Consider the following 15176-nt stretch of genomic DNA (forward strand, 5'->3'; position numbering starts at 1 on the left):
AAACGTTTAATTTCAATCTCACCAGAAGATCAATAACTTCTTCCTGTTATAAAATACGCAATATCGCGCAGATTGCGCTTAGTCTTATTGTTAGGCAATTGTTCCAGCGCCGCCAGCGCCTTGTCGATATAACGTGAAGCGAGCTCCTCAGAACGGGCGATTCCGTCTCCGGAAAGAATGAGATCAATCGCATGTCCTACCGTGCTATGTCCCTCACGTATAGACTTCAGTTCCTCAAGCAATGACTCGCGCAGTCGCTCATCCTCAAGACTATAAATCACTGGAAGTGTAATGTTTCCTTGCCGCATATCACTGCCCGGAGGTTTACCGATCTGTTTCTCTGTGCCTGAGAGATCCAGTAAATCATCACGAATCTGGAACGCCATACCCACGTTATATCCATAATTATAAAGCAGACGAGCTACTTCTGGATCTGCCTCAGCAGCAAGAGCGCCGAGTTGGCAGCTAACTGCAATCAGCAGGGCTGTTTTGCGGCGGATACGCCGTAGATAATGACGTACACTTTGCTCACTGTTGAAAAAGTCACGAATCTGCTCCATCTCTCCGATCGACATTTCGATCATCGCCTTAGACAGAATTTGATGAATTCGTGGATTCTTCAGCTCCGTAGTCATAACCAGCGCTTTTGCATATATGTAGTCACCAGTGTACATGGCAATTTTATCGCCCCATTTTGCTTTCACGGTGAGTTCACCACGGCGCAATTCTGCATCGTCGATCACATCATCATGGACCAGTGAAGCGCTATGGATCAACTCTAACGGTATCGCCACCCGTTTCAGTTTTTCCAGATCATACTTACCGAATTTCCCGCCCATTAGGACAAATACGGGACGTAATCTTTTGCCGCCTGCCTTTAATAAATGCAGGGAGGTTTCTGTAAGCAGATCGTCATCCCCCTGTACACTGCGGTACAGCTCTTTTTCAATCTGATCCATATCTCTGTTCAGTAATCCGAATATTTGCAGTCGTTTCATTCTTTCACCCGTGTCAACAGTTTATGGCTCCAAATCTCCATCTTCACTTCCTGCGGCAGCAGGCCCATCTCATAGGCATAGCGGAAATAGAGGTTCAAACCTTGCTGCTGCCTTTCTCCAAAATCATAACATAAATTGCGGAAGTACCCTTCCCAATAAGACTTTGTTCCTCCAATGTTAGAACAAGCTGCTTGTACAATAGGATCTAAATCTCTCAATCCCCGCATTTTACTCTCGGCAAAAGCCTCTGCAATCTCAGAAATAGCTTCCGGTTTGTCCTCCGCAGCCTTTCGATTCACTGCCCAGACCGCAAAGGTCATCCCTAAGCCCGTCCATTCCTTCCAAACCTCAGCTAGATCAGTAACGATATAACCTTGATCCTGCCATGAGGCCTTAATAGCATTATCACCAATTAATAAACAGGCATCCGCTTCATGCATCATGTCATCCAAATCAGGATTAGCGCTAATATACTCCGGTTTATTGCCAAAAGCTTTTTCCATTAAAATTTTCAGCAAATTTACTGAGGTTGCAGAAGTATTCGTAACAGCGATCTTACCGCTGCCAATCTGAGCAAATGGCACCCTGGAAAAAAGGAATATTGATCTCACAGGACCGTCCGCGCTAACCGATAAATCAGGTAGAAGTAATAATTTGTCACTGGCCTCAGCATAAGCAAAAGAGGATAAAGCACCTACATGAATAGTTCCACGGCTCATCCCCTGATTAAGAATGGCAGGTACCTCACTCACCATCTCTGCAGGATATTTCAGTGCAGAGGGATGAAAATTGTGAAATACCGGCCATGAGTTGGTATAGCTGATTTTGCCAATGATGGTGTGGCTGTTATTGTCCATCCTTTCAATCCCCCCATCTTCGAAATAAATTGTGTTCAATATTAAAGCTGTCAAGCACTTTGCCCACCATGAAATTAATCAGATCATCCATACTTTGCGGCCCAAAATAAAAAGCCGGCATTGCGGGAATCATCCGAACTCCCAGACGGGACAGCTTCAACATATTCTCTAGATGAATAGCATGCAGTGGAGTCTCACGAGGTACAAGTACCAGTGGGCGGCCTTCCTTGAGCATAACGTCAGCAGCACGTGTCATCAGATTATCAGAGGTCCCATTCGCTACCGCGGATAATGTTCCCATAGAGCAAGGCATAATAATCATCCCTTCCACACGAAACGAACCACTTGCAATGGATGCGCCGATATCCGCAACAGGATGATAAAGCAGAGAACCGGGATAGCCTTTGAACCTTTCGTTCAAAAAGCCCTCCCGGTCTGATGCGATATAGCCAAGTTCTTCTTTAAATACGCGCCAGCCCGCATTGCTAACTACCAAATGCACGGAGTAGCCTAGTGACAGCAAGGTTTCAGTTAGACGAACACCATATATCGCACCGCTTGCTCCTGTAATTCCAACCACGATGTTTTTCGGTTTAGTAAGCGTCATTAGTAGAACTGCACCACCAAGTCAATCAAAGTGAAAGAGAACACCACGATGCTCAATACGCCGTTCATAGTGAAAAAAGCAGTCTGCAGACGGCTCAGGTCACTCGGAGATACAATGTAGTGCTCATAAAAGAGAATGATATATGCGATGATCATGCCTGCTACATACCACCAGCTTAAATCCGTCATAAACAGCAACGATACGAAACCAATCGCCGTGAGAATGTGAAATACGCGGGCAATAAAGAGTGCACCTTGAACCCCGAACCGAACCGGAATGGACTTCAAGCCCTCTTTTAGATCAAACTCAACATCCTGACAAGAATAAATTACATCAAAACCTGCAGTCCAAAACACAATAGTGAAATAAAATACCATTGAAGTCCAATTCACACTACCAGTTACAGCTACCCAACCGCCTAAAGGTGCAAGCGCAATGGTCAGACCGAGGATAAGATGGCAGGCCCATGTAAAGCGCTTAGTAAATGAATAAATGACAAGAAGGAAAACTGCGATCGGCAAGAGCTTGGCCGACAAAGGATTCAGCTTAAAGGCTGCCCAAAAGAGTAAGAAAAACGAAATGCCGATAAAAATGACGACTTCACCGATCTTCAATAATCCTGCAGGAATAGCTCTTCCCGCTGTGCGTGGATTCTTAGCATCACTTATCCGGTCAATCAGTCGATTCAGCCCCATAGCAGCGCTCCGTGCCCCAAACATAGCCACTACGATCCAACCAATCTGGCTCCAGGTAGGTAGCGTGCCAAACATGACAACGGAACCAAGTAAAGCGCCCATAAAAGCAAAAGGTAAAGCAAATACCGTATGTTCAAACTTGATCATTTGTAAAAAGATACCGATTTTCTTAAACATTCCCGTTCTCCTTGAGCCCAATATGTAATGCCGCGATGCCTCCGGTCAAGGGGAAGGATTCCACTTTTTGCAGTCCGGTTTCACGGAAAATAGCAGCTAATTGCTCCCGGTCAGGGAACAGCGCCAGCGATTCTGGCAACCATTTGTATTGCTCATACCTTTTAGCGAATAACTTGCCCAGCAATGGGAGTACACGCTGAAAATAAAAGAAATAGATACCTTTAAACGGTTGTTTCATCGGCTTGGAAAGCTCCAGGCAGACCACCATTCCTCCGGGCTTCACCACCCGTTTCATCTCGTTCAGCACTTGAACAAGATCCGGTACGTTGCGGAGTCCAAAACCAATCGTTGCATAATCAAATGCGTTGTCTTCAAAAGGCAACTCCATAGCGTTGCCCTGTACGAGAGAGATCCGGTCCTGAAGCTTGCGCTCCTCCACCTTACGGCGCCCCACTTCAAGCATGCCTGCACTGAAGTCGAGCCCTATCACATTCCCTGTCTGTGAGGCTTCGGCCAAGGCAATGCTCCAATCGCAAGTGCCGCAGCATAAGTCTACAGCTGAATCCCCGCGCTTCATACCCATCTTCTTCATCGTGAACTTACGCCAAGCCTTATGCCGACGAAAGCTTAAGATGTCATTCATCAAATCATATTTACCTGCAATACTCTCAAACACCGAGTGCACAAACTGTTCCTTCGGCTTGCTGTTATCACCCACAGCAGTTGTAGTTTTGTCCATAGTCATCCACTAACCCTCCACGGCTGCTTGTCCTGAGACTTTCATCTGCAGGAGAATACGATCCAGCGCTATCTCAAGCTCTCTAAGCAGGCTTTCGTCTTTAACGCTTTGTAATAGTCCCTGAATCGACTGAATCGACTGATGGAGCTTGTCCGTCAGCAGAGAATCACATTTATATTTCATCTTCAGCATCTTCCAGTCCTTCTGATCAAGGTTCTGGTCTTGAAGCTGTTTGCGTTCTTCCTCTGTCGCTGACTCCAGCATCTTCCAGTAGCAATAACCATTGCTTGCATTCTCAAGGTTATCACAACGCTGAAGCTCTATGGCAACAGTTTCGCACTGACTGAACTCTGTCAATAACTTCTCCCACAATTCCACTAAGGAATTCTCGATCATGGGCGTAAAAGAAAGGAACAGCCGCATATTGAGCTGTACCATGTGCCGCAAGTATTGTTCAGCCGAAAGACGGATTCCTCTCATCTTCACATAGAGGTTCGCTTTCAAGACATTGAAATCAGCAATCGCCTTACTCAAGATTCCAACCATCTCAATCTGATCACTCTTTGCAAGCAGATGGTAAAACCAGCTACTAAAATAATCACCAGCCAATACCTTTAATTGACGGGAACGCATAGGATCTCCACCGCGTCTATCATTCGAGCGGTCAATTACCTCATGTGTATCTAGTCCAAGTTGAATAAGTGCGGTTACGAGCGTATACAACTCACCAGTACTTCCTTTTACAGAAGATCCATGGTTTAGAAAAATATATAACAAATGACCCCGGCCATCAGAAAACGGCGGCAAATCCGTATGCTTCTGAATCATGTCGTAGTCGGTGTAGGGTTTTGCCAGTTGCGGTATGCAGTACGGTTTCATTTCAGCCTCCGAAGCCATTGACATTTATATTAATTCCTTTGTTCACAATCTTGTCTATTATATCACATGTTTTTTTGTCACGCACTGTGATACAACTGAGTTTCTTTTATTCTTCTCAAGGATAAATGAACTGCTTCTTCCAGAGCTCAGTCTCACTAATACGGAAGCCCGTCTTGAGACGCTCGGAAATGGGGAAATTACCCGCAGACTGAAGTTCATTCTGGAGTTCAACGGACCACTCCGCGCGTCTGATATCACCTGCTAGCAGCAGCCGGCGGCTATCCAGCCATTTATCCATGACCACGATGCGCAGCAGGAGCTGATCCACATTCGAGGTTTCTTGAAAAGCAAAAGAAATAGTCTGTGCCATATTTCGATAAAGCTCCTGGGGTTCATGATCATTTCCGCTCACTTTTAAATCCAGAGACAGAACGTGATCCTCCCAGTCTACGCTATCAATGGATAAGGTCAATGGAAGTGCGCCAAGAACATCAACAAGATTATCGTTGTCTAGCACCGTGTTATGGCCGCCAGTAAAAGTCTCCACTGCACCATTTCGCTGCTGTAAGGTTGAATCCATATCTGCCACTTTGGGCAATATTACAGCAGAGGTTGCAGTCAAGAGTAATACGGCTCCAACCCACCAGGCCTTGTTCATGAACACGCCCCCCCTTATCCATAATTCCCACTCTTAGCGGAATACGATCATTTATCTTTACTATATTTTGAAAAAAAGCAGGCTATGCCTGCTTTTCAGCTTTCACTTTCCAATTGTCCGTGCTTTGTCCATATTTCAGCCTTACCGCGGATCTTCATCGCTGAGGTATGATCAGTAAACTGGGCAATCAATACCTCGCCCTTATCCAGCTTCTCTGTATGATGAAAACGTGTATCTGTACCTCTGGTTAACCCAATGACCTGAACGCCATTATCTTTAGCCTTAACCACAATATAGTCGCTGCCCGTTGGAAGCGGAGTAGTACCCGTATTTTTATCCATCATCACTCATCCTCCTCTAAACCTATTATACAGTTCATAGTATTTCAAAAAACAAATGCCGCCTTGGAGGGCGGCATAGTTGTTCTTAAAAAGACTATGGGATAGGTATGTAGAAATCTTTATTTGATTCCGTCTTTCAGCGCCTTACCGGGTTTGAATGCCGGTACCTTGCTTGCAGGAATTTCGATTTCTTCACCAGTTTGCGGGTTACGGCCTTTACGTGCAGAACGCTCACGCACTTCAAAGTTTCCGAATCCAACCAGTTGTACTTTATCACCGCTTTGCAGTGCTTCTGTAATTGCTTCGAAAACCGCATCTACAGCTTTAGTAGCATCCTTCTTGGGAAGTTCAGTTGCTTCTGTAACTACATTGATCAAATCTGATTTATTCATGTTTTCTCACCTCCCTGAGTAAATTCTCCGGTATCATACACTGTTTCCGTTTCAACGTAAAATATACGTGATAATCCCGTTTAAAACATAACTTTGGCGCCCTTAGACCTTGAAGCGCAACAAACTTATAGTAATACAGCCCATCCATAAATTCAAGCTGTTACTCAAAAAAGGAGCAGAAATTATCATCTATCCTTGCATATTTATCTAAATTCAATCTAATTTGTTAGACCTATAGGAGCATTTAAGGTCTTTATTTCATCAGAATAATTGAGTCAGATTCACCGTTATTATAGGAACTAGGAATCAAGTTTTAGGATAGATACAAATAAAAAGAGCAGGATTTCTCCCACTCTTTGAATTTATTTATATTCAGCTTAGAGAATAATTGCAATAAGTCCGCCGGAACCCTCATTTATAATGCGGCCGAGCGTTTCTTGCAGTTTGTAGCGCGCATTATCCGGCATCATAGCTATCTTGCCTTGAATTCCTTCTCTTACAATGGAGTGCAGGGAGCGGCCAAAAATATCGGATTCCCAAATCTTAATAGGATCATTCTCAAAGTCCTGCATCAGATAACGAACCAGCTCTTCGCTTTGCTTTTCCGTTCCGATGATTGGCGAGAATTCAGACTCCACATCCACCCGAATCATATGAATGGATGGTGCCGTAGCCTTTAAGCGAACCCCGAAGCGAGAGCCCTGACGAATCAGTTCTGGCTCGTCGAGTGCCATTTCGGCTAAAGATGGAGCCGCGATACCATAGCCAGTAGTCTTGACCATTTCCAAAGCTTCTGAGAATCGGTCGTATTCTCGTTTCGCATGTGAGAACTCCTGCATAAGCTGGAGTAGATGATCCTTACCGCGGATCTCAACCCCCACCACTTCCATCAGAACTTGATCGTACAGCTCTTCTGGAGCATACAGGTCAATCTCTGCTACACCCTGACCCATGTTCATACCACTTAGGCCAGCTTTATCAATAAAGTCATATTCGGTGAACTGAGATACGAGGCGGTCTACATCCCGCAGGCGGCGAATGTCTTTTACCGTATCGCGAACGGAGTTCTCATAACTACTACGCAACCAGTGGTTTTCTCCAAGCACCATAACCCAGCTTGGCAGATTTACATTTACTTCATGCACTGGGAATTCATAAAGCACTTCCCGCAGCACACCAGTTACGTCATCTTCGCTCATGTTTGCGGCGCTTAGCGTCATAACTGGGATATCGTATTTGATGGCTAGCTCGTTACGGAGCTGCTGCGCTTCCTCACTGCGTGGCCGGGTGGAGTTAATGACAAGCACAAACGGCTTACCCACTTCCTTCAGCTCTGCAATGACGCGCTCTTCAGAGTCCACGTACGAGTTCCGCGGAATTTCTGCAATCGTACCATCTGTTGTTACCACTACACCTAGCGTTGAATGCTCCTGAATAACCTTACGTGTCCCGATTTCTGCCGCTTCCTGAAAAGGAATAGGCTCTTCAAACCAAGGTGTAGAGATCATTCGTGGTCCATTTTCATCCTCGTAACCTTTTGCACCCTCTACAGCGTAACCCACACAGTCTACCAGACGAACATTAACCTCAAGCCCTTCCGCAACCTTGATTTGGACTGCGTTGTTTGGCACAAACTTCGGTTCTGTCGTCATAATCGTTTTGCCTGCTGCGCTTTGCGGAAGCTCATCCACAGCTCTTACTCGATCAGCCTCATTCGTGATGTTTGGCAGGACAATTGTTTCCATGAAGCGCTTGATAAATGTCGATTTCCCCGTGCGAACCGCGCCGACGACGCCAAGATAAATGTCTCCGCCGGTACGCTCGGCAATGTCCTTGAAAATATCCACTTTTTCCAAAAGAGATCCCCTCCTCATATTACTCCGAAGAAAAAATGCCTGAAGAGCATCGACTTCGCGTTCCGCCGGTAATCTGACCCTTGCAGGACATCAACCGGACTTATCGTATGCCCGCCCGAAGCCTAGCTGCTTTCGACCGGGACGTACTTGCCCCGCGCTAAACTCCGAATGCTCGGACATGCATTTGGACTAGTATCATCATATGTATCCGGAACGAATTTATGACCCGTATTCGCGCATTTCCCAATGTAATTTCAAAAAAAGTTAAGTCTGCGCGCCGCAAGGCGTCTGACGCCCGGAAGCTTACTCATCCATCTTATGAGGTAGGATTCGTTGATAGAACTATTTTTAGTGGATGCTGAGATTAAAAGGTTATAAACAAAAAACGCCTAATGCCCCGGATAAAACCGAAGCTTAGACGCTTTTAAACTATAACTCTAACTTGGAGGCTGTGGGATCGGCTGATTATTAATCCATAGATACGGCAAAGACTTTACGGGAACGTAATATGAAGCTTCCTCCAGATCCAGTCGCAAGTCCTGATTCTTGTCGTGCTCTCCACCCTTCTTATCGACGGCAGCCATGATATCAAAAACATAATCTACGTAGACAGTTCCATCCTTATCCATGATAAAGTCAAGAACTTGACCGGAATAGACGCTAGTTAAGGTTATAGAGCTTGTACCCGCCTGCTTATGATCAATGGTATACAATCCGGGGTATAGCTCATCAAGCACAGGCAGGTTGCCGCCATGAGCTGATTTATAGCGGTTAACCTGTCGTTGCACGTCATTCACCTTTTGAACCGTAACAAGGTCCATCACCTTCACCACAGGATCAATTTCCTCATTCAAAATAAGAAAATAAGCACTTCCACCCTGCTCAAAAGCGGTAGCCGGTATATCATCCAAATATCCCTTATTATTCAACTTCCCCAGGTCAATACGAAACTTCTCATACCTTGGAGTAGTTTCATCCGCATTAAGAATGGGCAGTACCCCTTCCTCCTGTTGATAATCATCAACGGCTGCTTGTATCCGTTTAACACTTTCCCGATAATTAACACTAGCCCGCTTCTCTTCACCTGGGTATAGACAGCCCGAAAGCGTAAGCGCGAGCGATACCATCCCTAGCAAAAGCTTGGCCCCTGCCTTCAGTTTCATTTTATATCCTATAAACTCCAACCGAGTCCCTCCCACGGTAACATTCTTACGCTACCACAGTTCATCTTCTTCCCCACGCCGCGCTGCTTCAAGCTTACGGCGCACCGCAGCCTTCAGTGGATCTTCCGGCACCTGAACGGTTACGTCACTCCATACGGCAGCCTGACAGGCCAGACGCGTTCCTTCTTCTAAGGCCGATCCAAGCTTACGCCGCTCAATCTCTCCGGGAGGCCTTACTGCAGCAGCCTCTTCCTTCGCAACTGTAACCTTGCACATCAGACAGCCTGCTTTGCCTCCGCATCTAGTTGTTATTGGCACTCCTGCTTTACGAGCAGCCTCTAATAACGAAATGCCACGGTTCACAACAGCTTTACGACCTTCTGGTTGAAATACAACGGTAACTCCTTTTTGTGATTTCATGATGTTACTTCCTTCCTCAACACTATGTAACTGCTTACATAATTGAAACAACTCCGCCCAATAGGCCCACTAACATGATGACAAAAGCAAGTATAGACAGTACAGCCTTAAGCAATCCCTTGGTTTTGCTCCGAGCAAAAGTTATAAGAAATACTGATAATCCCATAATCAGCATCGCAATCAGGGATAACCACATTTTTGTCATCGGATCCATGGTCAAAGCCCCCATTCGCCTGTAATTTATTAGGGACTATTATATCATGACCTTATCCTTTTCTGTAAAAAAACATCATTTTTAATGTATTATTTTAAATAAATTACGCTTCGTGAAAATTATCAGGAATATAAAAAAAAAGCAAAAGACGACGGAATCATTCATTGATCCGTTTTCTTTTGCTCACCCAACATAAAGCTATTTTTTAAGCATCATTTTCATTAAAGACTCCATTGTGCTGGAACCTGCGCCGCCTTTTTTAACGGCATTGATAATCTCCTGCACAGTAGCTTCACTGACCGGCACTTTCGCCATTGATGACACCTGCTTAATTAACTGGCGGAGCTGGGCTTCATTCTGCGTAGTTCCTGGCTTTACCGTACTGGCTAGCTTTTTGACGGCACTTTCCGTAATGTTCTTGCCCGCCTTTTTGTTAATGGCGTTCAATGCATCCTTGGAAAAATCTCTGCTCACTTTTCATCCCTCCTCCGTCAATCCCCATTACAACATATGAGAATTTGCGGAAAAAGGTGAACAGGATCAGGAATGCCACTGCTCCCAAGTTTCCTGGGAGATCGACTCAAGCTCAGGCTTACGATCACGACCCATCAAGGCTTCAACCGCACTGCGTGGGCTTCTTCCTTGAAAGAGCACATGATAAATCTGATCCGTAATCGGCATCTGCACACCCAGCTTGAGCGAAATTGCATAAGCTGCTTCGGTAGTACGAATACCTTCGACTACCATCCCCATGGATTCCAGCACCTCGGCCAGCGGCTTGCCTTGACCAAGCATGGACCCAGCGCGCCAGTTACGGCTGTGCTGACTAGTAGCCGTCACAACAAGATCGCCAATTCCGGCAAGGCCGGCAAAGGTCAAAGGATTGGCTCCAAGCTCAACACCCACCCGAGATATCTCGGCGAGTCCACGGGTCAAAAGGGCTGCTTTAGCATTGTCCCCATATCCAAGGCCATCGGATAGACCTGCACCAAGGGCAATAATATTCTTAAGAGCTCCGGCAAGCTCTACCCCTACCTGATCACGATTCGTATATACACGGAAATCGTTGTTGATGAACAATTCCTGCGCTTCGGCGCTACGTTTGTCATCAGGTGAAGCAACTACAACGGTTGTAGGACACCGGCGTACAACTTCCTCTGCATGACTTGGACCGGAGAGGACGACGATCTGCCCTTCGTCACAGCCTAGTTCCTCTGCAATTACGATGGACATCCGCTTATTACTTTCCGACTCAAAGCCCTTCGTAGCATGAACACATAACATGTCATCCTTCCAGAATGGCTTAAGACTGCGAGCAACCTGCCGCATTCCTGAAGACGGAGCTACAATTACAACCGCCTTAGAACCGGACACTGCCGTTTCCATATCCGTAGTTGCAATAATGTTAGCTGGCAGTGCGATGCCAGGCAGATACTTATTATTCGTATGAGAGCCATTGATCTCGGCAGCTTGATCAGAGTTGCGTGTCCACAGATAAACTTCCGAGTGGTTTGCAGCCAGCACACTAGCCAGCGCAGTTCCCCAGCTCCCCGCTACAAGTACGGTAACTTTATCAGACAACACGATTCCCTCCTTTAACTTTTGAGCCTATCTTGTTCTCACGGCCTTCTACAATCTTTACAATATTCGTCCGGTGCCGCCAGAAGGCGAAGACCGCAATAATAATACTGGTCCAGAGCACAGGTTGTGTAAATCCTGTCAACAATAAAGCCACTGGTGTCAGTGCTACAAAAATTAATGAGCCAAGGGACACGTAACGTGTGATAAAGATAGACAGGATGGCGATGATACCGGCGAGCAGCGCTGGCCATAAACAAAGCGTAGCCATAACACCGATCGTAGTAGCAATGCCTTTCCCCCCACGAAAACGAAAATAGAGCGGCCAATTATGTCCGATGATGGCCGCGATTCCGCAAAGAGCCGGAACCCAGGTTCCCCAACCGCCGACCCAGGTTCCTAACCATACAGCGGCCACCCCTTTCAGCACATCCAGCAACAGCACTAGTATTGCAGGACCTTTACCCAATACACGCAGTGTATTGGTAGCCCCCGCATTTCCGCTTCCGTATTGACGGATATCAATTCCCTTTAGCAACTTTGCAAGCAGTACACTAAAGCTGACAGAACCAAGCAAATAGCTTACAACGATAACCAGAAGTTCAAGCGCCACACTTCTTCTCCCCTAACCTTCGTTTTCGGATTTGCGCCGTGTAAAGAGACGGATTGGTGTTCCTTCGAAATTAAATGCTGCGCGAATTTTATTCTCCAGATAACGTTCATAGGAGAAGTGCATCAGCGACGGATCATTCACGAACACCACAATCGTAGGCGGCTTAACCGCAACCTGCGTTACATAGTTAATACGCAAGCGACGGCCTTTGTCAGTTGGTGGAGGGTTAATCGCGATTGCATCAGATACAACGTCGTTCACCAAATGTGTAGTAATGCGCAGTGCGTGCTGTTGAGATACATGCTGTACAACAGGCAGCAGTTTTTGCAAACGCTGTTTGGTTAAAGCCGACAAAAAGACAACCGGTGCGTAACTCATAAACAAGAAATGGTCACGAATCTTAGTCTCGAAGTTCTGCATAGTCTTATCGTCTTTCACAATGGCATCCCATTTGTTGACAACAAAAATAGATGCTTTACCAGCTTCATGTGCATAACCAGCAATATGCTTGTCCTGATCGATGATGCCCTCTTCGCCGTTAATTACAACGAGGACCACATCAGCCCGTTCAATCGCACGCATAGCTCGCATAACACTGTATTTTTCAATGTTCTCGTATACCTTGCCTTTTTTACGCATACCTGCCGTATCGATAAGCACATAACGTTGCCCATCACGTTCAAAAGGAGTATCGATAGCATCTCTTGTAGTCCCTGCAATATCGCTGACGATAACACGTTCTTCGCCCAAAATCGCGTTAACCAGAGAGGATTTACCTACATTCGGACGGCCAATCAAAGCTACACGAATGACATCCTCATCGTATTCATCATCTATTTTCTCAGGTAGGCGTTCAACTACAGCATCTAGCAAATCGCCGAGTCCGGTTCCGTGACTACCAGAAATTCCGATTGGATCGCCAAAACCAAGGCTATAGAACTCATAAATATCATCCGCACGCTTCATATTATCCACTTTGTTGATGGCAAGAACGACCGGTTTACCTGAACGGAACAGAATCTGAGCTACCTCTTCATCTGAATTCGTCACACCACTCTTCGCCTCACACATAAATACAATAACATCCGCTTCTTCAATCGCCAGCTCCGCTTGAACACGGATTGATTTCAGAATTGTATCTTCTCCATCAATTTCAATACCTCCGGTATCAATCACACTGAACGACTTACCGTTCCAATCTGAAATACCATAAATCCGGTCACGTGTAATCCCCGGCTTATCTTCTACAATGGCTAATCTATCGCCAATCAGCCGATTAAATATCGTCGATTTTCCGACGTTAGGCCTCCCAACAATTGCCACAACGGGTCTTGCCATATTCATTCCTCCTGTCATCCTTACGTTACTCATCATAGCAAAAAACATTTAAATTGGCTAACAATCATGTTAACTCTCAATAATCCGACCAGTTCCGAAAAAAAGACAATCGGCGAACCCCCGTATCGAGGGCTCGCCGATTACTTTACCCGTATATTCAAAAGCTCGTTTAGGGATTAGTTATTACCCTTAAATTTGTCCAGCTTGTCACCAAAACGTTCAGCAAGCGTAAAGCTAAGGCCTTCGTTGCTAAGGGAAACGTTAGGGTTGTTCAGAACTTCTTTAGGAGCTCTGTCTCTGCTATTGCTGCGTTCAGGTCTAGCAGATGGAGCTGGAGCTTCTTCAGTTTCTTTGATGCTCAGGCTAACACGTTTCTCGGATGGATTGAAGTCCAGAACTTTCACTTGAACTTCTTGTCCTTCTTTCAATACTTCGTGTGGAGTAGCGATGTGTTTGTGGGAGATTTGTGAGATATGCACAAGACCTTCCACACCCGGAAGCAATTCTACGAATGCTCCGAAGTTCACAAGACGTTTTACAACGCCTGTTACAACATCACCGATGTTGATTTCGCCAGCAGCAGAGTCCCAAGGACCTGGAGCAGCAGCTTTGATGCTCAGGCTGATTTTTCCTTTTTCAGGATCAACCTTCAATACTTTAACACGTACTTTATCACCTTCAGATACTACATCAGAAGGTTTCTCTACGTGACTCCAAGCGATTTCAGATACGTGTACAAGACCGTCAACTCCGCCCACATCAACAAATGCGCCGAATTGAGTCAGACGTTGTACTGTACCTTCGATGATTTGGCCTTCAGATAGTTCAGCCATAATTTTCAGCTTGTTAGCTTCGAATTCTTCTTCAAGAACTTCTTTAGCAGACAAGATTACTTTGCTGTTCTCACGGTCAAGTTCTTTCACTTTAACGCGCAAGGTACGGCCTTTGTAATCGCTGAAATCTTCAACGAAGTGACGCTCTACCATGGAAGCTGGGATAAATCCGCGAGCTCCAACATCAGCTACGAGGCCGCCTTTAACAACGTCAGCCACAGTAACTTCGAAAGCTTCTTGGGAAGCGAAGTATTTCTCAAGATCTTCCCATGATTTTTCACTATCAACAGCACGTTTGGAAAGAACAAGGCTTTCCTTGTTGTCGTTGATGCTGACAACTTTACATTCTACTTCCTGTCCAACTTCTACTGCTGCAGCAGCGTTGTCCAGTTGTACTGCGGACAATTCGCGAATTGGAATCACACCGTCGTATTTATATCCAATGCTTACATAAGCTTGGTTATCTTCGATTTTGACGATTGTTCCTTTCACGGTATCGCCTTTTTTCAGAGAAATGATTTCCAAGTCAGCTTGGTTAGTCACTTCTTCTTCGTTAACGGCAGCAACTTCTTCTACAGCTCCGTTATTTTCTGTCACAGCGGAATCCACCGCTTCTACGGATTCATTCTTTTCCGCAGCTTCCTGATTTTTAATTTCTTCAGACATGTGATTAGCCTCCTCGATTCAAAACCCCATTTATTTAAACCTGCGTATAGCAGAGTTCAAAACAAGCAATGCATAATATTTCACTTACACTTGATGATAGTATGTTCCAAAAAATAGCGGCTATGCCGTTATTTAATCAAAACATTGAGCAA

General features: G+C 45.5%; 18 protein-coding genes. All 18 read right to left on the bottom strand.

The features are described 5' to 3' along the window. Positions 1-29: 29 nt before the first annotated feature. A complete protein-coding gene (locus tag MHB56_RS05010; protein ID WP_076127501.1) occupies positions 30-998 on the bottom strand; it encodes a polyprenyl synthetase family protein in 969 nt (322 codons plus the stop codon). After that, positions 995-1855 (bottom strand): menaquinone biosynthetic enzyme MqnA/MqnD family protein, encoded by an 861-nt coding sequence (locus MHB56_RS05015; protein WP_076127500.1) that lies wholly within the window; start codon positions 1853-1855, stop codon positions 995-997. Before MHB56_RS05015 ends, MHB56_RS05010 begins: the two co-directional genes overlap by 4 nt. Positions 1856-1859: 4 nt before the next feature. Continuing rightward, on the bottom strand, positions 1860-2462 hold the full coding sequence (locus tag MHB56_RS05020) for a UbiX family flavin prenyltransferase (protein WP_036676229.1): 603 nt from the start codon (positions 2460-2462) through the stop codon (positions 1860-1862). Continuing rightward, positions 2462-3334 (bottom strand): UbiA-like polyprenyltransferase, encoded by an 873-nt coding sequence (locus MHB56_RS05025; RefSeq protein ID WP_076127498.1) that lies wholly within the window; start codon positions 3332-3334, stop codon positions 2462-2464. Before MHB56_RS05025 ends, MHB56_RS05020 begins: the two co-directional genes overlap by 1 nt. Beyond that, positions 3327-4073, bottom strand: a complete 747-nt coding sequence (locus MHB56_RS05030) for a demethylmenaquinone methyltransferase (RefSeq protein WP_076127632.1) — start codon at positions 4071-4073, stop codon at positions 3327-3329. Before MHB56_RS05030 ends, MHB56_RS05025 begins: the two co-directional genes overlap by 8 nt. A 9-nt stretch (positions 4074-4082) precedes the next feature. Further along, the gene (locus MHB56_RS05035) at positions 4083-4976 is read right to left on the bottom strand and encodes a heptaprenyl diphosphate synthase component 1 (protein ID WP_232061419.1); all 894 of its coding nucleotides are present in this window, start codon (positions 4974-4976) and stop codon (positions 4083-4085) included. Between the two features lie 91 nt (positions 4977-5067). Further along, complete coding sequence (locus MHB56_RS05040; protein ID WP_076184017.1) at positions 5068-5610, bottom strand: hypothetical protein; 543 nt, start codon at positions 5608-5610, stop codon at positions 5068-5070. A 95-nt stretch (positions 5611-5705) separates the two neighbouring features. After that, on the bottom strand, positions 5706-5954 hold the full coding sequence (mtrB, locus tag MHB56_RS05045; protein ID WP_051490908.1) for a trp RNA-binding attenuation protein MtrB: 249 nt from the start codon (positions 5952-5954) through the stop codon (positions 5706-5708). 116 nt (positions 5955-6070) lie between these two features. Then, a complete protein-coding gene (locus tag MHB56_RS05050) occupies positions 6071-6343 on the bottom strand; it encodes an HU family DNA-binding protein (protein WP_036676223.1) in 273 nt (90 codons plus the stop codon). Positions 6344-6720: 377 nt separating this feature from the next. Further along, on the bottom strand, positions 6721-8199 hold the full coding sequence (gene spoIVA / locus MHB56_RS05055; RefSeq protein WP_036676222.1) for a stage IV sporulation protein A: 1479 nt from the start codon (positions 8197-8199) through the stop codon (positions 6721-6723). Positions 8200-8636: 437 nt separating this feature from the next. After that, on the bottom strand, positions 8637-9383 hold the full coding sequence (locus MHB56_RS05060) for a DUF3939 domain-containing protein (RefSeq protein ID WP_254847661.1): 747 nt from the start codon (positions 9381-9383) through the stop codon (positions 8637-8639). A 30-nt stretch (positions 9384-9413) separates the two neighbouring features. Then, positions 9414-9782, bottom strand: a complete 369-nt coding sequence (locus tag MHB56_RS05065) for a 2Fe-2S iron-sulfur cluster-binding protein (RefSeq protein ID WP_076127495.1) — start codon at positions 9780-9782, stop codon at positions 9414-9416. A 34-nt stretch (positions 9783-9816) separates the two neighbouring features. Further along, positions 9817-9996 (bottom strand): DUF2768 family protein, encoded by a 180-nt coding sequence (locus MHB56_RS05070; RefSeq protein WP_036676218.1) that lies wholly within the window; start codon positions 9994-9996, stop codon positions 9817-9819. A gap of 198 nt (positions 9997-10194) precedes the next feature. Beyond that, positions 10195-10470: a stage VI sporulation protein F gene (locus MHB56_RS05075; RefSeq protein WP_038572437.1), complete on the bottom strand. Its 276-nt coding sequence runs from the start codon at positions 10468-10470 to the stop codon at positions 10195-10197. 66 nt (positions 10471-10536) lie between these two features. Further along, a complete protein-coding gene (locus tag MHB56_RS05080) occupies positions 10537-11577 on the bottom strand; it encodes an NAD(P)H-dependent glycerol-3-phosphate dehydrogenase (protein WP_076127494.1) in 1041 nt (346 codons plus the stop codon). Beyond that, complete coding sequence (gene plsY / locus MHB56_RS05085) at positions 11570-12187, bottom strand: glycerol-3-phosphate 1-O-acyltransferase PlsY (protein WP_036676213.1); 618 nt, start codon at positions 12185-12187, stop codon at positions 11570-11572. Before plsY ends, MHB56_RS05080 begins: the two co-directional genes overlap by 8 nt. A gap of 12 nt (positions 12188-12199) precedes the next feature. Then, entirely contained in the window at positions 12200-13525 is a 1326-nt protein-coding gene (gene der / locus MHB56_RS05090; RefSeq protein WP_036676212.1) for a ribosome biogenesis GTPase Der, read from the bottom strand. Positions 13526-13701: 176 nt separating this feature from the next. Then, on the bottom strand, positions 13702-15024 hold the full coding sequence (rpsA, locus tag MHB56_RS05095) for a 30S ribosomal protein S1 (RefSeq protein WP_170914203.1): 1323 nt from the start codon (positions 15022-15024) through the stop codon (positions 13702-13704). Positions 15025-15176 lie beyond the last annotated feature (152 nt).

Origin of the sequence: Paenibacillus sp. FSL H8-0315 (assembly GCF_038005365.1) — a bacterium.
Taxonomy (GTDB): Bacteria; Bacillota; Bacilli; order Paenibacillales; family Paenibacillaceae; genus Paenibacillus_AQ; species Paenibacillus_AQ odorifer.